General features: G+C 40.5%; 17 protein-coding genes. 12 read left to right on the forward strand and 5 right to left on the reverse strand.

Annotation, left to right across the window (positions count from 1 at the left end; all coding sequences use genetic code 11):
- Nucleotides 1-207: 207 nt before the first annotated feature.
- The 5 genes from NSQ68_RS07065 (at nt 208) to NSQ68_RS07085 (ending at nt 4479) form a co-directional block, all read left to right on the forward strand.
- Nucleotides 208-690: a DUF2809 domain-containing protein gene (locus tag NSQ68_RS07065; protein ID WP_307348840.1), complete on the forward strand. Its 483-nt coding sequence runs from the start codon at nt 208-210 to the stop codon at nt 688-690.
- 60 nt (nt 691-750) lie between these two features.
- Nucleotides 751-1962: an SGNH/GDSL hydrolase family protein gene (locus tag NSQ68_RS07070; protein ID WP_307350382.1), complete on the forward strand. Its 1212-nt coding sequence runs from the start codon at nt 751-753 to the stop codon at nt 1960-1962.
- A 114-nt stretch (nt 1963-2076) separates the two neighbouring features.
- Nucleotides 2077-3021 carry a class I SAM-dependent methyltransferase gene (locus NSQ68_RS07075; RefSeq protein ID WP_342428407.1) on the forward strand — a complete coding sequence of 315 codons (945 nt, stop codon included), beginning with the start codon at nt 2077-2079 and terminating at the stop codon, nt 3019-3021.
- 309 nt (nt 3022-3330) lie between these two features.
- Nucleotides 3331-3888 carry a hypothetical protein gene (locus NSQ68_RS07080; protein WP_307348845.1) on the forward strand — a complete coding sequence of 186 codons (558 nt, stop codon included), beginning with the start codon at nt 3331-3333 and terminating at the stop codon, nt 3886-3888.
- Nucleotides 3889-3918: 30 nt separating this feature from the next.
- Nucleotides 3919-4479 (forward strand): GNAT family N-acetyltransferase, encoded by a 561-nt coding sequence (locus NSQ68_RS07085; protein WP_307348847.1) that lies wholly within the window; start codon nt 3919-3921, stop codon nt 4477-4479.
- Nucleotide 4480: 1 nt separating this feature from the next.
- Here the strand turns inward: NSQ68_RS07085 and NSQ68_RS07090 are convergent, their stop codons facing one another.
- Both NSQ68_RS07090 and NSQ68_RS07095 read right to left on the reverse strand, forming a co-directional pair.
- A complete protein-coding gene (locus NSQ68_RS07090; RefSeq protein ID WP_209949591.1) occupies nt 4481-4822 on the reverse strand; it encodes a GIY-YIG nuclease family protein in 342 nt (113 codons plus the stop codon).
- Between the two features lie 156 nt (nt 4823-4978).
- The gene (locus tag NSQ68_RS07095) at nt 4979-5737 is read right to left on the reverse strand and encodes a DUF2087 domain-containing protein (protein ID WP_342428408.1); all 759 of its coding nucleotides are present in this window, start codon (nt 5735-5737) and stop codon (nt 4979-4981) included.
- Between the two features lie 358 nt (nt 5738-6095).
- On the opposite strand from NSQ68_RS07095, the gene NSQ68_RS07100 reads away from it, so the two are divergent.
- From NSQ68_RS07100 to NSQ68_RS07120, 5 genes are all read left to right on the forward strand, one after another.
- Nucleotides 6096-8096: a fibronectin type III domain-containing protein gene (locus NSQ68_RS07100; protein ID WP_307350384.1), complete on the forward strand. Its 2001-nt coding sequence runs from the start codon at nt 6096-6098 to the stop codon at nt 8094-8096.
- Nucleotides 8097-8152: 56 nt separating this feature from the next.
- Nucleotides 8153-14035, forward strand: a complete 5883-nt coding sequence (locus tag NSQ68_RS07105) for an RHS repeat-associated core domain-containing protein (RefSeq protein WP_342428409.1) — start codon at nt 8153-8155, stop codon at nt 14033-14035.
- Between the two features lie 112 nt (nt 14036-14147).
- On the forward strand, nt 14148-14795 hold the full coding sequence (locus NSQ68_RS07110; RefSeq protein WP_307348854.1) for a hypothetical protein: 648 nt from the start codon (nt 14148-14150) through the stop codon (nt 14793-14795).
- Nucleotides 14796-14869: 74 nt separating this feature from the next.
- Nucleotides 14870-15670 (forward strand): barstar family protein, encoded by an 801-nt coding sequence (locus NSQ68_RS07115; RefSeq protein ID WP_342428410.1) that lies wholly within the window; start codon nt 14870-14872, stop codon nt 15668-15670.
- A gap of 28 nt (nt 15671-15698) precedes the next feature.
- Nucleotides 15699-16256 carry a hypothetical protein gene (locus NSQ68_RS07120; RefSeq protein WP_342428411.1) on the forward strand — a complete coding sequence of 186 codons (558 nt, stop codon included), beginning with the start codon at nt 15699-15701 and terminating at the stop codon, nt 16254-16256.
- 100 nt (nt 16257-16356) lie between these two features.
- On the opposite strand, the gene NSQ68_RS07125 is transcribed toward NSQ68_RS07120, so the two are convergent.
- Nucleotides 16357-16578 (reverse strand): helix-turn-helix transcriptional regulator, encoded by a 222-nt coding sequence (locus tag NSQ68_RS07125; RefSeq protein ID WP_010349271.1) that lies wholly within the window; start codon nt 16576-16578, stop codon nt 16357-16359.
- Nucleotides 16579-16729: 151 nt separating this feature from the next.
- Nucleotides 16730-16942, reverse strand: coding sequence for a helix-turn-helix transcriptional regulator (locus NSQ68_RS07130; RefSeq protein ID WP_342428412.1), 213 nt, complete (start codon nt 16940-16942; stop codon nt 16730-16732).
- A gap of 284 nt (nt 16943-17226) precedes the next feature.
- Here NSQ68_RS07130 and NSQ68_RS07135 point away from each other — a divergent pair, with 284 nt between their 5' ends.
- Complete coding sequence (locus NSQ68_RS07135) at nt 17227-17631, forward strand: hypothetical protein (protein ID WP_342428413.1); 405 nt, start codon at nt 17227-17229, stop codon at nt 17629-17631.
- A gap of 48 nt (nt 17632-17679) precedes the next feature.
- Here the strand turns inward: NSQ68_RS07135 and NSQ68_RS07140 are convergent, their stop codons facing one another.
- A complete protein-coding gene (locus NSQ68_RS07140) occupies nt 17680-17985 on the reverse strand; it encodes a hypothetical protein (RefSeq protein WP_342428414.1) in 306 nt (101 codons plus the stop codon).
- Nucleotides 17986-18340: 355 nt separating this feature from the next.
- On the opposite strand from NSQ68_RS07140, the gene NSQ68_RS07145 reads away from it, so the two are divergent.
- Nucleotides 18341-19378 carry a tyrosine-type recombinase/integrase gene (locus NSQ68_RS07145; protein WP_342428415.1) on the forward strand — a complete coding sequence of 346 codons (1038 nt, stop codon included), beginning with the start codon at nt 18341-18343 and terminating at the stop codon, nt 19376-19378.
- Nucleotides 19379-19855 lie beyond the last annotated feature (477 nt).

Raw genomic sequence — 19855 nt, forward strand, 5'->3', positions numbered from 1 at the left:
GTTTGGAAGTTGCTGATATGTTTGTACGATATTACGGAGGCTCATTATGATTAATTATATTATGAAAAATACAGACAAGTTGGTGTGCATACAATATGACATCAGCAAAAGGTTCAGCAATCTTGCAAGCGCTATCCAAAAGAGGATGCTTTACGAATTTCCATCAGCTTGGCGAAGATGTCCCAGCATTAGGACAGGTGATTTAGCATGAGGAGCGTTCGTAAGAGCGTCAGCAGGAAGGCCAATCGGAAAATAAAGGCGAAATTCCGCTGGAAGGCCCGCGCTGCGTACCTAGTTGCTGTGCTGGTCACGATCTTGTTGGGTTTGGGAAGCCGAGTTTTCTCCTCCCGGTTGCCTGAATTCGTTGCTAATCACTTTGGGGATGCCTTGTGGGCGTGCATGATTTATTTTGGGCTGAGAATGTTGTGGGTGAATCGTCAATTGTCCGTAGCCCTGTGGGGCAGCTTGTTGTTTTGCTTCGCCATTGAGTTCAGCCAGATATATCAGGCTCCCTGGATTAACCACATTCGGGCAACGACGCTGGGCGGCTTGGTGCTTGGGAAAGGATTCCTGGCTGCGGATCTGATCAGGTACACGGTTGGCATTGTGGTATCCTGGACGCTGGACCAAGGCTGTAAAAAGCTGGCGGGGATCAATACACGTATAGACGATGACAAACCACTCAAATAAACTGAAAAGCGAGGGTTGCGCTTGAAACAAAAGGGAAAGCGTCACAGGTTGTTCGGTAAGATGATTGGATTATGCGCAGGGTTCAGCTTATTGTTTGCAACCATACTTATCCCAGGGCAGGCATTAGCCGAAAAACAGCTTGCGGCGCCTCTTCGATTTGACTTTGGCCCCGGCAACGTAGCTGAAGGCTACACACAGGTCACTGCCAAGGATGTTTACACGCCTGAGCGAGGCTATGGATTTACCGATCTTTCCAAAGTGAATGAAGAAGATCGTGGTGGAAGTGATGCTATACGCTCAGATTTTGTTCGTGTTCAAGGATCATCCTTTGTTGTCAATTTACCACCTGCGGATTACACGCTTTCCCTGATTGCCGGAGATACTGCCGGAAACACAGACATTACGGTTAAAGCCGAGTCCATCGTCAAGGTAGAACCTACTGCCAAAACAGCAGGACAATTTGTCGAGGCTGGATTTGAACTTGCACTCATCGACGGTCAGCTCGAACTGTATTTCTCAGGTAATGAAGCGAAGATTAACGCTTTGGTTATTACCCCAAAGGATGCTCGAACGGCTGGAGAACATCCTTCGGTATACCTTGCGGGAGATTCTACGGTTCAAACCTATAAATCCGCGATGAAGCCTCAGGCGGGCTGGGGGCAAATGATTGCTCCGTTCTTCACAGATGAGCCTATTTTTGTGAACCGTTCTATTGGTGGACGAAGCACGAAAACCTTTCTGGTACAAGGGCGGTTAGATGATATTTTACGCAATATCCGTCCAGGAGATTATCTGCTCATACAGTTTGGGCATAATGATGCCGCGATCAACAACCAAGAGCGTTATGTTTCACCCACGGATTACAAAGTTTACTTAAAAACCTACATTAAAGGAGCCATCCAACGCGGTGCAACACCTGTGCTAATTACACCTGTTGGCCGCCGGGATTATGATGCGGCAAGTGCCTCGTTTCGGATTAGTTTCCCAGAATATGTGCAGGCCATGGAGGAAACAGCATCGGAGACAAATGTTGCACTGGTCGATCTTAGCCGCTTGAGTATAGCGTACTATGATACACTTGGACTGGAAGGAACACTCCCGTTATTTTTACATTTGGAGCCAGGGGTGTATCCTGCATTTCCTGATGGAGTGAAGGATGATACACATTTTCAGGAATATGGTGCGGAGCAAATAGCTCGGCTGGTGGCTCAGGGAATCCGTGAGCTGAATATTCCTTTATCCTCTTATGTAGAGGTGGAAGATTCGCAATAAAACATTATTTCCATACCCATGGTATACTTAGAAAATAAGCTGGCCCTACCCAAAGATAGCATTGTATAGGCTTGGGTAGGGCTTTATGTTCTGAATCTTAAGGAGGAAGCGAGAATGACAGTCGCTCAACTTCATAATCTTATTAACGGTCAACTCCTGTACAATCAGCATCGGAGTTTATTTTATATGCGTGAGGGTTCTGTTCTGTTAGGACCTTCAACGGAAATGACGTACTGGCTGACGCAGAGAAGCTCAGAACTGATCTTCATGCTTCAAAGCTTGAAGAGCCAGCATATGTATAACGCTTTTGTGACGGATGTAGCGGCTAAAATACTGTCCCAGTTTGTAAATACCAATCAATATCTACATTTTCACACAGATCATGCGAGGGAGCTTACGGAGCTGTATGATCGACTTTTCACCCGGATTGAGAAACTGTTCCAGAAGAAATGTATAGATAGAGCAACCCTGGACTTACTGCTTCAGCAGCATTACGGGCATTTGAGAGATTTTTTAACTCGTACCAACGGACGTGAAATGTTTGCTAAGTATGCAGAGTGTGAGTATACCTTTTGGATACCATGTGAGGAATATACGCCGGAGTTGCAAGCCAATCTGCTAGGATTGGACATTGCTCGTTTGCAAGAGCCTGTTCTAGATGTTGGTTGCGGATCTGAGGCACGGTTGGTTACTTATTTACGTGCCTGTGGAATTGAGGCTTACGGAACAGATCGGTTGGCTGAAACAGAAGGTTGGGTCACTCAAGGAGATTGGTTAGAGACCACCTTTGGGGAACGCACATGGGGAACGATCGTTTCACATATGGCATTCTCCAATCATTTTATACATCATCATCTGAAGGCAGATGGTAATATTCATGAGTACGCTCGCAAATATATGGAACTGCTTAGAGCCATTCGGCCAGGAGGGAGTTTTATTTACAGTCCGTGCCTTCCATTTATGGAAGGGTTTTTGGATGCCCGAATGGGTTATCAAGTAGAATATATCCAGTCATCTGAAGGTTACAGGGCCACGAAAATAACGCGTATACATTCATAAGCGCTAGTAGTAGTCCATCCATTCATTTGTCAGATTCCTTCTTGGAATGGTAGTATAAGGATAGATATTACTCTATTTGGGATTCAGTTGATGATAGAAATTCTCATGACGCTATTTGACACCATAGAGGATGATCATTAGCAGCATGGCTGCACTGAATAATAATGATTAGCTTACGGATAACTGAATTTTAGAGAAGATTAAACCATATTTTCCTAAAAGCCGATATATGGAAATGAGGCGAGAACATACTGTTATTATACCCGCCCGAAAATGGATGTATATAATTGGGTTAGGAGTGTAGAAGAAGTGTCAGATCTGTATACGAAAAAAGAAGTAGAAGATTATGTAACCAACGTGGTTTTCGAACGACCTTTAGGTGTAAGCATTTCAGCCATTTTATTGATCTTTAATGGAGCACTTTTGTTGGTGACCCAGCTATTGACGCTTAATGCATTAAATGAGGCTTCTACGTTAGTAGGCATTTGTAGGGGCATGTTTCAAGGATTTATCGCGTTACTCGGTTTGGCAGGGACGACTGCCGGTGTCGGCATGTTATTTGGTAAGAAGTGGGCTTGGTGGCTGGCAGTATTTTATTTTACATATGAGACCATGCGTTATACGTGTGCAATTCTGTTTATTCCGGATGTCCCTCCAACGTTGGGCGGTGTACAGTTAAACCCTGCTTTATACTACGTAAAATATGGTATGCGTATTATTTGGAATTTGTTGTTTACATTGTTCATGTGTCGTAGTAAAGTAACAGGTTTTTTTCAAACAAGTGGAATCAGCAAGTGGAGAGCATGTATTGCATTATTCTTCATCAATGGAGTGATAGTTGGGATTGGTTGGTGGCTGATAAGATAGGGTTCTTCGATGTGAAGGAGGAGATAGATCATGGCAATGGAAACGTTTCCGGTTTTAGAAACCGATCGGCTTCGTTTAAGACAGCTTACAGTAGGGGATGCGGAGGATGTGTTCGGTTATTTCTCCAAGGATGAGGTCACACAATATTACGACTTGGAAAGCTTTACAGAGGTAGAGCAAGCCGAAAAATTTATTCGTTCGATGCTAACCAGATATGAGAAGCAAGAGGGCTTTCGTTGGGGGATTACGTTAAAAGATGCTCCTGAGCGGATCGTGGGTACAATTGGATTTCATAACTGGCAGAAGGAGCACTCCCGTATTGAAATTGGGTATGAGCTGGCACCGGAATATTGGCGGCAAGGTCTGATGACAGAAGCGATGAAGGTGGTCGTGAATTATGGCTTTCAATTGCCGAAGGTTCACCGTATAGAAGCCTTCATTGATCCAGATAACGAAGGCTCCAAACGGCTGCTACTCAAAAGTGGCTTTACTAAAGAGGGTCACCTGAGAGACTATTTTTATGAAAAAGGTCAGTTTGTCGACGCTGTTATTTTTGGATACCTTCAGGAAGAGCATCCCGTGGATCGGTAATTTACAAATACCCTTTATCCCCGTAAGGCTGGAGTCGATCAAGCCAGGTCTGCTCCAGCTTTGCTAGTGCATCTTTGACATCAAAGAACGCTGATTCCTTTTTCTTCAAAACGTCCAGCACTTCAAATTCAAACGAATCTTCGCCGTACTCATTCCATTCCTGTTGTAGTTGTTTATTCTTAAATCCACCCATATTTAGCTCAAAACGCCGTCCATTCAGCGACTTTAAATTCGGCGTAGAAGAGACGAAAATTTTCCCATTACGTGTATTGCGAATGCAATAGATTCCTGCCTCTGTCTTCATCTCCATGTATTGCTGCACCAGTTCTTTTCTTCGATTCATTGTCGAATCCTCCTTTTTGAGCATTTTGCATAAATCCCAAAGAGCATTTTCAAATCAGCAATAAATAGATCGAAACGCTTTAGTTCTTCTATATATTGTACCTACGAGCGTTGGGAATCGAATTATGCAAAATGCTGATTTCATAAGCGCCTAGCTTCAAGATTCCTTCAACCAATATTCACTGCCATCCGGTTTGCGATCCAATAGATTGTATTCAATCATATATCTTCGCACCGTGACATAATCGTCATACACTTCCTGTAAAATCGCATTAATATCTTTCTCATGATATATTTGTCCCTTTACAAAACGGTACGCAATTTCACGCAGCACAATCAGCTTGTGCTTTTCTTGCATTTTAAAGGTCTTAAGGCGTCCGTCTGTACCCTTCGGAAAATACTTCGTGAGTACCTTTTGCCTTTCGTCTTCCGTAATGTTGTAGCGTTCGTCCACCATCCGTGCTCCTATGGGTACTTCTACAATGGCAGGAGCGTGACGGTCTTTCTCCTTAAGTAGCTCCATTAATGTGAGAAATACTTTGGCCTGCCGTTCTTTTTCTTTGAGACCAAAGCGATGATTACGTATGGTAGATGCGCTACCGATTCCAGTTTCTTTTTGAATATCCGCATCACCCATGCCTTGATAAAATAACTGAAGCAAACGATTCTGATGATCCGTCAGTCCAGTCAGCTTTTTGTCCAGGCCGATCAAATAGTCAAAGACCGAACCATACGTCCGCTCAATATGAAGTCGCATGTACCTCTCCGCGTCATAAAATACCCCTTGATCCTGATATATGATGCCTTGCTCAAATCGCTGTCCGTCCAATAGGCAAATTACCTGCTCTCCTTGGCGAATATATCCACGCTTCAGTTCTTCGATACCAGCATTCCAGAATAGTTCGGAATGATCCATTTTAGCAAACACCTCAATTGAATGATGATTATTTTATAGACAATATAACATTTTGTTTATTTGAAATCAATGAGTGGGATGATTCTTAAAGTATATTGGATATTCAAATTCATATAATGTTTAAAAAAGGATGTTATTGTTTTAAACATAATTTATGGCAATTTAAAAATATTTATATATTTTTCTTTATTTCGACAATCTTCGCTATATACAAATTTAATACGACATTGTTATCATATGTAAATCAAAATACATTTTTCTGAAAGAGGGCGAAATATGATTGAATTATAAATTATTTTTAATTTTAGTATTCTTCTAACTAGGCATTACCACTATATGCAGGGGGATGATTTTGAAAATGAAATTTTTTTTAAACGAAGTGAGGCAGCGAGGAAAAGGAAAGAATGCTAAGACATTCGTTTTAACAATGCTTGGCCTATTTGTTTTTTTATCTCCGTGGAGCATAGCTGTGCTTCCTCAGGCAGAAGTGTCAGCAGCTTTTACGGGTGGAATACCAGATCTGTACCCACCACCAGACAGAGGAGGATCAATTGGACCTCCTGAAGAAAAGCCAACGCCTTCAGAACCGTCATCTACACATGAAGCAGTAACCTTGTCAGATGGTTCGATAGTTCATGTGCAAGCGAGTTCTCCCTACGTCACTTTCACTCGCAATAATGTAGTTGTTTATTCCAAAGATCTTGGATTTGCATTATCAGTTAAATTTTACTATGTATCTGTATCTTCTAATGCTATAACGGTTGGTTACTTTTATAAAGATGAGAGGGATGGAGCTAAACGTTCGGGGACTTTTACATACTCAGGGATTGTCTTAACCACTCCAGCCAGTCCACACATAAGTTCCAATATGACAGGGATGACGAATCAAAATGTCCTTATCCAATTGGACGGAGTACCTGGTAATTATCAACGAGAATATAAAATCGGTGCGAACGGTACGTGGACCACATATAATAGCCCATTTCAAGTATCCGACAACACGACCATTTTTGCTCGTTGTACAGATAATTACGGGAATATAAGCGCTGAAAACTCATTGGTGATCAACAACATTGATAAAACACCTCCTGCCCCACCGTCATTCAGTAATAGCCCTGTAAATGAAGTAGCAAATAATATCAGAGTGACAATCAACTATCCTACTGATGCAGCGACAAGGGAATACCGTGTTAATCAAAGCGAATGGAAGGTGTATAACTCTCCCATTGATGTCAATGAGTATGGAACGCGCATACAGGCACGCGCAACAGATAGTGCCGGAAATGTGTCGCAAGTTACGGAATCGGTAATAAATTTGATTAATAGAACGCCAGTAACGATTAAGGGCATTCCAGCTACCACGATTGAAATGGATGAGGGAGCCTCAAATAAAGATTTATCCGAATATTTTACAGACCCTGACCAGCAGCAGCTTCAATATTCGGGTACAAATTCCAACTCAGCCGTAGTCATCCACCAATTGGTCAAGGACTCAAGGGGGAATACCTCACTACTGAATTTGCAGCCCCAAAGTTCTGGAGAATCGACGATAACCATAACAGCTACAGACCCGTTAGGTAAGTCTGTATCGCAGAATTTTGTTGTAAAAGTTTTGGATACCAAATATATAGAACAATTGGCCAAAGCTGAAGCAGCGGTGGTACAAGCAGAGACAACCCAATTACAGACGGATGTAAATACAGCTATAGAGTTAATAAACAAACTTCGTGATCAGGACAAGGGCAAGCTTGTTGAAAGAGTAGTAGCAATACAAAAAATCATTGATGCAAAAGCTGCCTATACTGAGCAATTGGCGATAGCTACGCACGCAGTTGAAAAAGCGGAAGCTTCAAAATTACAAACTGAGATTAATATGGCTCGCACTTTACTAGTGCATCTCAATGATGCAGACAAACAACAGCTTAACGACCGATTAGATCGTATACCGGCTATTGATGATTTGCCCAAGGATATAACAAGTCCTTCCAAACCTAAAAAGTTAACCGGCTCCAGGCCTGCACCGAACAGCATCGTTTTAACATGGGAAGCATCTACCGATGATGTTGGAGTCGTTAGCTATGATGTGTATCGGGATAGTCAAATGATAGGTAATACCGGAGAATTAACCTTTCAAGTGAACCAGTTAGAGCCTCAGAAAATTTACAGGTTTGCAGTGAAAGCCAGGGATGCGGCTGGAAACTATTCGGAGTTTAGCAATAGTGTCAAAAGCGGCTTATCCAGAAAATATAAATATATTTATGATGCTAATGGAAGACTTGAGCATATTGAACAGGATGGTCAGGTTGTTTTCCAATATCATTATGACTCTAATGGTAACCTTATACAGATCATAAAGTGAGCAGTTCCAATAAATGATATGTAATACAATTTAAAGTCGGGAATGGAGAGAAGAACTTGCGATTTAGAACAGTAAGACGTCATATAGCGCTAATCATGATTATTACATTTATTTTTGGCACAATTAGCGGCCTTGTTCCTCCAAATGTATTCGGTGCAGGGAAGGACAATTCGCAATATTCAGCGGATCAAATGGCTGCCCGATTTGGAGTCACATCATCTTTTCTTTCGGAACAATTAAAGAAAGGTTATTCATTAAATCAAATTTATACAGCGTTATATATGGCTGAACAGGATCATATAAGCTACGATCAGGCAGTAGCTTCGTTATTTCCTTCAGAGGAAAACCAATCACAGACTGTAACAAGTGACGTATATAATAAGCTATCGGATGCTCCACTAGATAACCTGATTTCTCATAGTGTTACAGATGATGTTTATCCAACTGATGATCCTGTTCCTACGAACAAAGTCACTGAAGATGTATATAAGGCGGATTTCCTGAAACTAAATCTCATGGCGAATGTGCCACAGCTTCCACCTATTAGAGAGGAAGCGCCCGTTTACAATAATTCTTCCTTTAATGAAGCACCTTATTCTGTTGGCGACGATAAAGAATCAATATCCACTTTATCAGGTAGCTTATCGCTGCAAAACACAGATTTAACTCTGCCTGGACGAAACGGACTGGGCTTTTCTTTGACGCGTCAATATGATACAAATCGTGCTCAATTTTTTGACAAAGGCGCTGAAATTGTTGACAACAGTGCTGCTGTGCAAAATTATTATGTCTACTTTAAGGCGATGATGAAACCTGTTACCAAGTCGTACAAGGTAGCCTATCAGCAAAAAAGATGGGTGCAAGAGGACACAGACGGTGATGGGAATGTTGATGTGAATACCTATAATCTTCAGCCGGAAACCAAAGTTATAGGCACATACACAACCTATGAAGCTGCTAGTCAAGCAGTGGGACAAAAAATAACCTATACTACAGCTCCGGAGTCCAGAGTAGAAAAGGACTCTCAAACGGGAAAATGGGAGAAGGCTTTTCCTGATTCAATAAAGTACAGCAAAGATGGATTTACAGGAACCTTAAACAAAGATGGACAAGCCAGAGTCATCAAGGGATCATATACAGCTCCAAGTTTTAAAAATGTATTCGGGGAACAGTGTAGTGTTATGAATACGTTCTTTTATGATAGTGCTGGAAATATAACACGGAATTATCCAAGTGGTTCGTCATGTGGAGACTCTAAATTACATTACGACAGGGACTCATATGAAGGGGATTTGTCCTTAACAGGTATGATTGTTCCTCAAAGATGCCCTAGCTTTTCTCCTGGTAGAATCATGTGTAGCGAGTACGGAACAGCGTATTATTCAGGAACAGTGTTCAATAAGGGAACTGCTGATACCCGAGAATGGAGGCAAGATTATAGCGGAACCGTTACTAAGCCTGGTTATACCAGCGATATTGGTTATAGCGAGTGGACTAGCAACGGAAAAGGCGGAAGGACAAGAACGGCCTTTACCATGGAGGGCTCACCGCAAATTGAAACGATTGTTTCTGAGGGGCTTGAAACGGCTGTTCGCCGACAGACAGCGCTGTTCACAACCATTGCTGAGGCTGAGTACTATAGGGATTTAATTAACAGCAATCCTCAGACTGAAATTCCGGGTGACGATGGGAATAAATATTATATTGCAGCAGATGCGGATGCTACCGTCTTTGCTGAGATTGTAGCCTATCAATCTTCATTTATTTTTCAAAACCGTACCTATCCTGCCCTGGAAGATCAATTGAGCCCTCTTGGCAAGGGGTGGTCCTGGAATTTACCTTATGTAGAAACCAAAGAGGGCAAGCAGTACATACACTTGGGGGATGGTGGAAGCTATGAAATTGAGGGTGACCAGCTCAAAGGTTACGACTGGAAAGGACTCACCTTCACTCCTGATACTTCAGTAACAGTTAATGGAGAAAATTCATCAAATGTATTAACTTCTGTGGATGGAACGAAAAAACAATATTTCTCCAAAGACGGTCAGTTGCTGCAAATTGAAGATGCATATCATAACACGATAAAGTTCAATTATGAACTCAATGCTACTTATAAACGCAAATTGCTTAGTAAGGTAGAAGATGCGATCGGTAACTCGATTGATATTCAATATACGGCTACAGACGTTACTTTGTCTAAAGGAAACCGCACAGTTGTCTATCATAAACATACAGAACAAGGTGTTGAATTACTGGATTCAGTTACAGATGCTGAAGGCAGAAAAACGACATATTCCTATACATTGGCACCTGCCAAGTTTAATTTGAGTGCGTCACACCCAGAAAGACAAATCTCTAATCCGTACGCTTTGTTAACCAAAGTATTTCATCCTACTGGAGCCTCTACTTTGTATACTTACGAAGACCAACCAGTAAAACGTTATATTGGCTCCAATTCGGTAAACGAGGCATATCGAGCGGTCTCACGTGTAGATCAAATCACATATCAAAATAATCAAACGGAAAACTATAATCAGGAAACGATTCATTATAATTCTGATATGGGTGAGAGCTATGTGAAAGATACTTCGTTCTCTACTGTAACAGACAATGGATTAGTTCGTTCGACCTTCAATTATACTAAAAAGTTTATTAGTGCAGACACGCCACCACAGTATTACCTGGATCAATCTGTGTTTAAAGCAGGAGATTCTGAAAAAAGCACAGCTTATCAATACGGTAAGCAGGTGACAGGCAAAGCCTATACTGTACCTGTTCCAACGCGTACCTCGTCCAGCAATAATCAAAATGGAGACGTTTTGACAACTGCTGCTGAATATGATGATTACGGTAATATGACAAGCTCAGTGGATGAAAAAGGTTCACAAACTGCGTATACGTATGACGACAAGCATAGGATTAAAACCATTACGGAACCGATTGATTCTAACAGCACTGGAGTTACAGAGTATACTCGAAACCCGCAGGGGAAAGTAACACAGGCCATCGTCTCCAAGGATCATTCTGGGGGAGAACTACTACAAAAAGTAAATTATTCAGGTATTGATGCTTACGGAAATACAACGGTTCAGACGATTACGAACGGTAACAAGTCCGTGACTACAACCACGGAATACAGCAGTGGCTACGACCATGCTTTTCCTACGAAACAAAGTGTAGAGGTTACAAATATTGATGGAGAAAAATCTACGGTAACCATTCAGTCAGAGTATGATAAGCCAACTGGTTTAATCACTTCCTCGCTGGATGGGAAAGGTCAGAAAACCGGGTATCAATATGATGCTCTTGACCGCGTAAAGGCAGTAACCTATCCGGACGGTAAAAGCATCCATGTAGCCTACGATGATCTTGAGAACACCGTAACGGTTACGAATGAGCTGGGGATAAGAACAAAAACACGTTACAATGCTTTGGGTTGGAATATCGAGTCAGGTCTGTATGAAGGTAACGATTACGTGATTAAGTCCAAATCAGCTTATGACGCTAACGGCAGACTAGTATCCAGTGAAGATGCGCTTGGGCACCTGACACGTTATGGCTATGATGCTTGGAGCCGTACAACGTCAACAGCCTACGCGGACGGATCACAAGCAGTAGTCGAGTATAATGATGCTCTTCGTCAAGTAACTCAACAAGATGGCGAGCTTAATGAACAAATTCAAATCTACGATAAATGGAATCGTCTGGTGCAAAACAAAGAAAAATCAGCAATGGACGGTATTGAGAAGATAAATTCCAAAGTAGAGTATGATACTGTAAACGACCAGATTTTAAAACAAACCGATGCTAATGGTAATGAAACTCTATTTTCATATAATGCTTTGGGTGACCAAACATCTGTGACGGAGCCAAACGGCGAAACGACGAAGTACACTTACGATATGCTGGGCAATCTCACTCAGATCACATATCCGGATGGTCATGCCAAGGTGAAGGCGTATGATGAATTGGGTAGAGTGATTCAAACCAAGGATGAGAAAAACCAGGTAGAGAAGCGTTATTTTGATACCAACGGGAACTTATCCAAGAAAACAGATCGCAACGGGAACGTCACTTCATTTGAATACGATAGCCGTAATCGGTTGAAGTCGCGTGTAGGAAAAGATGAGACAGTCAGCTACGTATATGACGCTGCAGGCAAACGCCTAAGCATGACAGATCAGACGGGTACAACTTCCTATGCGTATGATCCGTATACAGAGCAATTAGATACCTTGTCTTACCCGGATGGACTAAAGCTCTCCAATCAGTATGATGCTAATGGGAATCGAACCGAAATGACAGGACCATTTGGCGAGCAAGTAAACTACACGTATGATCAATTGAACAGATTGAAGACCGTAGGCAGCACAAAAGATAAGCCTGTTTCGGAATATTCCTATACCAAAAATGGATTGCTGGACACAACCGTATCTGCAAATGGTTATCGCCAGCAAAACAAATATAATGGGATTGAGTTAGTTGAATTAAAGCACACACGATCTGATGCGGAAACGAACAGCTTTCAATATAGCTACGATCCTGGTAAAAATATTACGAAGCGTACTCAAAATGGTGTAGAGGATTCATTTACTTATGACAAGCTGAATCGGATTGCTACCTCCACCGAAAATCAGGATGCTTATTCGTATGATGCCAGAGGGAATCGTTTCACGATGGAAACGGAGAGACCTCCTCATACGAAGCCACGTGAGAACAGCTTTGACGATCAGAACCGATTGACTCAAGTAAAGGTTGACGGAAAACTTGTTGAGTACCGATACAACGGGGATGGATTGCTGACAGACCGTATACAGGATGGCGTTCATACCCGTTACTACTATGATGGGAACAGTGCCCAAATCATAGCAGAAGCTACGATTGCAAATGGAAAGCCAGTTTTAAAAGCTAATTATATTCGAGGTCTGAAATTAGACGCTATAGCCTATGCGGATCAATCGGAAGTCTATCCAGTCTATAATGGTCACGGAGATATTATTGAAATTAGAGATTCCTCCGGAGCCTTGCTGAATCAATATCAATATGATATCTGGGGCAATGAAGAGGTCAAGGAAGAAAAAGTCCACAATCCATTCCGGTATTCAGGCGAATTATGGGACGATACGACAGAATTACAATACTTGCGTGCCAGATGGTATGATCCAGATAGTGGACGGTTTATTAATGAGGATACGTATGAGGGCGAGATTAATGATACATTGAGTTTGAACTTATATACGTATGTGAAAAATAATCCGTTGAGCTATGTTGACCCAAATGGGCATGATGCGATTATTATTACAAATCCTGATCTTGCAGTTGGATTGGGGCATACTTCGGCATTGATTCAGGATAAAAATAAAATTTGGTCTTATTTTTATTGGGGAGATAAGAATGTACAGTATGAGCAAATCAAAGATTCTAAAGCTTTAAAAAGCTTGAAAAATTTAAATAAATGGGGACGAGACAAGGGGAATTTAGCAGGATTTAATAAATCAGGCTATACAAAATCGACATATATAAAAGGGGATTTTAATGAAAGTTCAAAGAAAGCTATGGATTTGGCAGATGCTCATTTACCTGGGGGTAAGAACAAAGATTATGCACTTATAGGCTCAAGTTGTCTTGATATGACAGTACAAATTCTTTCATTAGGTAAGTTGTACAATGGAACTAGTGCATCCAGATTTTTTGATGGTATTTGGAGTGATGAGACAACTGGAGACCAAATTCCAAATAATGCTGCCAAGGAATTTAAAAGCACTTTTTATAACGATGCTTTTACAATAAGTGATTACAATAAACAATTGCATGATTCTTATGATTCATACTCACGTATGGGTTGGTTAAATAGTAAAATGAACTTTGCTCAATTTAATATGTATCGAATTAATATATTATTAGGAAGAACAGATTTACCAGGGGCCATTGATCTTTAAACAGTGATCTCCATAAGTAAGAAATATATTACTAAATAAATTGGCAATCTGAGTAGAATTATTGCCTCTACTCAGATTGCCGACAATGTATTTATAACAGGAGGAGTTACTAGTGCTGAAAAAAGCTGTTTTGTTCGTGATCATTATTGTAATTGCATATACAGTTGTATCAATTACAACAGGAAGTCCGATAGAAAGAGTCCAATTTCGGAGTAACGTCACTGACTACCTACATAAAACGTACACTATGAACTGGAAAATTGATTCAATAGATTATGATTTTAAGAATGATAAATTTATAGCTAATGTGATCTCTGACTCAGGGATTTCTTTTTTGGTGGATGAAGACTATTATGGGAAAATGATGGATAACTACGTCTCTTCTGTGTGGAGTGATGAGCTAAAAAAAGCTGTAACACAAAAAACAAAGGAAGTTACAGGTTCAGATGCCGAAGTCACCGTAAATGTTAATCTTATTAGAGAGTATGGTATAACATACCATGATAAGGTTCCAAGCTATTCTATGGTTAGTCAGAAACTCTCCTCAGAAGCTTCGATTTATATTAAGGGTAACTTCTCAACCATTCATTATCTGCAAGAGATGTTGGAAATAAAGCAGTGGATTGTTGAAAAGAAGTATGATGCTTCGTTAACATTTAAGTCCGAGAAGGAGAAAATTTATTTTGCAATACCTGCAGAAGATCTAAAAAAAATAAAAAGTGTAGATGACTTTAAACCTTATTGGCTTCAAATTAATTGATTATTCTACCCAAGAAGCTAAAAGTGATGCCTTAAAATGTTACATTCCTTAAAATTATTGTGAGGAGATATGATATGAAATATAGATTTGCTGTCATTGACGATGAAAGTGGGCTCACAGTTGGTTATTGTAGAGATGTGGTTGGTTTAACGGGTGATATCATTGTCGAAACATATGAAAAGGTCATTTTTGAGCACTTTGTCTTTAATGAGGATTTCATAGGAAACATAACAAAGACAAAACAATCTGTACCCAACTTGTACATTGCTATTTTAAATGATGAAGAAACAGTGATTGGAAGCTATTATTATCATCTACCTGAATCCTACATAATCCATAAACTAAATTATAATAAAGGAAACTTCAATCTGGAGTTAACAGGTATACTTGAAACGAAGCCCTCCCCTGTGGAATTAAGATTATGGGAGTTTTTAAAGGGCGCTCAGTCGCTTGAAAATAATATATGGCAAGGCTTTTCTAAAGAAGAACGGTCCGGGTGGCTAAACGTAACTAGAATACATTCTGAATCTAATCATTTTGCCAGACTGGATAAACGAGGAGAAGTCTACACCTTAGACGGCGAATACATATCTGATTTTACAACATTTTTTATAGCACTTGGTGAAGCGATTAATGGGTCCGGAGGGTACTATGGATTTAGCTTGGACAGTACATCGGACTGTCTCTGTGGAGGTTTTGGGGCAGTAGGACCGTTCACGATCCATTGGAAAAACGCACATTATTTCCTCGAAAGATTCGAGGAGGAATGGGATCAAGAAGAGAGAGGTTATAGATTTTCACCACAGCAATATTTTAAGGATCTTTTAACGACCTTGGTATCAGGTGGTGTTGTCGTGAACTTTTCTTCGAATTAAAATAGCAAAGCAAGAAGGGAATTTTGAAATGGAATATAAATCAATGCAACCACCTTTTGGCATGAAAGAATACTCTGAAATGAGTAAAAATGAAGCGAAAGAACATTTTAATTGGTTTAAACAACAAATACCTTCGCGTTTAGAGCAACTTGGCGCATTTTCACAGATACATCTGGATTACACTGATCGTTCTCTCATAGATATTTGGGAATGGTATCTAGGGAATGTACAGATTCAAAGTAAAAGTGCTTCGGAATTAGAAGAGGAGCATCCAGAAACCGAAGAATGGTTGAAGAGCTATATATACGAAAAAAAGCTCTATATAAAATCTCAAGCCTTTACAATAGATATTGCTATTTATCTAGGAGAGACTGTAAAAAGTAATCACAGTGGGTTGGATTGGGGCATTGTTTTTAAACCAAAGTCTTATATTAGCGTAAATCGTCCTGTTATCACTGGTTTGACTAAGGAAACAGATATGGATGTGATCATGATCGTAACGAATAAAATGTTTGCAGTATTAAAGGGACAACGTAACCTTAATGCTTTATTTGACATCAATCATACATGGAAAGAGTTTATTTGAAATCGCCGATAGGAAGGGATTATGATCTTCTAACCTAATTTAGTGGGAAGATCGTTTAAAATTTAAATATTATATAAAGAAAAGAGAGCCGTTAAGCATGTTATCGGCTCTCTTCGTCGTCTTCCGGCAAGTATTCGATCAGTTCACCAGGGAGTACGCCAAGGGTTCTACAAAGTGTGTTCAAGGTTGGAAAGTCAATTCGGGCATTTGCGTTGGAGGCCAAAGCTTTAACCGTATTCCTATTAATTCCCGTAATAGAAACAATATCTTTCTGTTCGAGTCCACGGTCTTTCATAATTTTATCAAGAGAAAATCTAATCACAACAATTCCTCCAAAAAGTAATCAAGTAAACTAGTTGACATGCATAGAATAGAAGCGTATATTTGTAAATAAGTAATCTAGTTAACAAGATTATAAGTAAACTAAGTTGATGCCTTCATAGTATCAAAATGCTTTAAAATTAGCAACAGTTCTAGTCTGTAACATCCTCTACATACTCGATAACATCTTGAACATGACAGTCTAGAGCTTTACAGATTTTATCTAGCGTATCAAATTTCACACCGTCTGTTTCTTCGTTGTAAAGTTTGGTGATTCCGTTTCTATGTAATCCAGTCATGCGGGAAAGCTCGGCAATATTTATTCGTTTTTCGCCCATAATACGGGAAAGATGAATCTTTATCATATTTTCCTCCAGATAAATGCACTCTATAGTATTAAAAAGAAACATCAAAGTATTGACAATAAACACTGTTCGATGTATTCTGGAAACAACAAAAATAACACTATAATGTGCATTTGGTTTATTGAAATGTTATTTGTGAACGTTATAGTAATATGCTTATCGTACCAAAACGTTTTACAATTAGCAATTAATTATCGTTCAACCACCTAGTTTGAAAAACTACCTGTAGAAGAAAGTATATTGGCAAATAAGAAACTTTGAACAAAGGAATGGAGCGAGGATGTATGACAGAATGGGTAATGGGATTGGAACGGGTATCCATGGTTCAGGGACCGTATGATTCACCTCATATGTATGAGATATGCGAAGGGGTTCTTTATGACCAACAATATTTCTTTTACCTCGAAAATGGCATACTGTGTTTGCGCCATGTGAAGAAGGTGGAGCAATCATATCATACACATCTTTATCTAGATGGAGAGAGCGGAGGATTGCAACTGGCAGAGGATGTACAAGGGGAAGTTATGCAAGTTGTCACGGAGATCATCGAACGCTTACGCGCCAAGGATGGACTGGCATTTTTATTCGATGAACTGCTGTGGCTACATGGTAGGGGACCCATTGAATTAAACCTTTTCAATAAGAAGGATGAAGTGACCTCAGGTGGCAGACAACTTGCTACGAAATAAATGATCCTTTTGCTCCATATCATGGAACTTACCGAATAGAAAAAAAGCTTATGATTTCAGTGAATGTACCAGTTGTTGACTGATAAAAATGAGCGGATACCGAATCAATATGGTCAATTCCACCACAACAGCATCACCAGAGGGAGTAAATCCAAAATCACCTCCCAATAATATGTTTTGCTGCTGCTTTGATGAAGGAAATTCCGGTTCATCCAAGCCATATTGTTCTTTGATTCTCTCTTTCGTTTCATGATCTATGACAAGGTTATCCTGTGCAAAGGTATAGCACATAGGAACACTTAACTGTATTAAAAGAAGTAATGCAACGGGTATAAGCACTTTTTTGCTTTGCATGGTTAGCTCCTAAGATCTCTGTTTTTGACCTTTTAACTTTTGTATCTACCATAATGAAAAGAACTTAAAAATGCAACAGAATGATGGGGAAATAATCCCTTTACAGCATTTTATGACCAGAATATAATGGTAAATAACAGCATTGATCTACATACTCTTGGTTATCGGGGTATAGCGCAGTCAGGTAGCGCGCACCCTTGGGGTCTAACTAACGCGTTAACGTAGTAAAGTATGCGTTATATCAACGTTTGTTGACCGCTGGACGAGACGGAAAGGGGCGCAGGTGTGCGCGGCTAACCTTACAAGGGGTCTGCGTCTTCTATCGTATAAATTAACGGTAGGGGGCGTTTTTGTTTTGGATAATCGGACAGGTAAACGGTATAAAAACGATAGGAAAACGAAGGGAGCAGCGAAGTCCCTTGACGAGTTGTTTGACATTTTTTGTCACGCAAAAATAGCGGAAGGGCGCTCGAAGCGGACGTTGGAAATGTATCAAGAAAGTTACAATTATCTCTGCGATTATCTGGATGAGGTTAACGTTGAGCGGTCGATGACTGCAATAACGCCAGACTTATTACGGTCATATATTGCGTACTTACTCCACAGTAAGCGTAAGTTTGATAACCATCCGCACAAACACGAGCGAGATAAGACGATAGGACTTTCGCCAGTCACTGTCAATACTAAGCTTAAGTCGATAAGGACAATGTTCCGATTTCTGGAAGATGAGGGTCATATTGACCGCGACCCGACCGCAAAGATAAAGAAGGTCAAGGAACCAGAGAAAAACATAACTATCATGAGCTCAGAAGATTTAAAGAAGATACTTGCACAACCAGACCAACGGACATATGCGGGGTTCAGGGATTACGTTATCATTAATGTATTGATTGACTCCTTCATGCGGATAAACGAAGTTCTCACCTTAAAGAAAACGGAGGTAGATACAGAAGAGGGCGCATTATACCTAAGCGAGTTGATAACTAAGTCTAGACGTGGAAGAACTGTACCAATACAGCAACGGACTGCGAGACTAATTCGTGAGCTACTGAAGGAATGTGAAGAATTTAACTCGGAGTACGTATTTCTTACGAATTACGGAGGCCCGCTTCGTGACGACCGGTTTCGTGATCGGCTAAAAGGCTACGTAAAGGCAGCGGGACTCAAGATGCGTGTACATCCCCACTTATTCCGGCATACGTCTGCAACTATGTTTCTTGAAAATGGCGGGTCAGAACGATACCTAGCGGGTATTATGGGGCACTCGGACCTGCGCATGGTTGCGAAGTACACACATCTTTCAGATGCATCGATTAAGGAGAAGCACGACCAGTTTACGCCTATGAATAACGTGATTGGTCCGTTACAGAAGGAACGTAAAAGAAAAAGGTAAGCACATAGCGTTCATCTCTTCGGAGGTGGGCGTTATTTTCTAAGAGAGTATAAAATAGTAGGCAGGAAGAGGGAGGTGTTGTATAATTTAGGCAAGCAAGGCATAGCAAAAAGCGGCCACCTAGGGGGTGCCGCCTATGACCGTATATGAAACATTGTCACTCATGATAATGCTCGTAGCACTTGTCATCGAAATAAGACGCGAAAAATAACCGACCATCCCACAAAAGATACCGGTTATCTTCCGTAATTTCATACCTAAATAGGGCCGTGCTATGTCTTGCAATATTAGCGGCCTTTTTCTCTTTGTAATGCGTTACATTGTTTATTTTATTATACACTAAGCATTGACTATAAACAATAGTATTATTATTTTGACTATATAAGATGAAAAAATTCATGTAACAGGGAGTTTGTTGTTATTTTTTTTGTGTAACTGTAGTGACAGTGGCCTATCTCGATGGTATTATTTAGGTAA

Source organism: Paenibacillus sp. FSL L8-0158, assembly GCF_038592965.1.
Taxonomy (GTDB): Bacteria; Bacillota; Bacilli; order Paenibacillales; family Paenibacillaceae; genus Paenibacillus; species Paenibacillus polymyxa_D.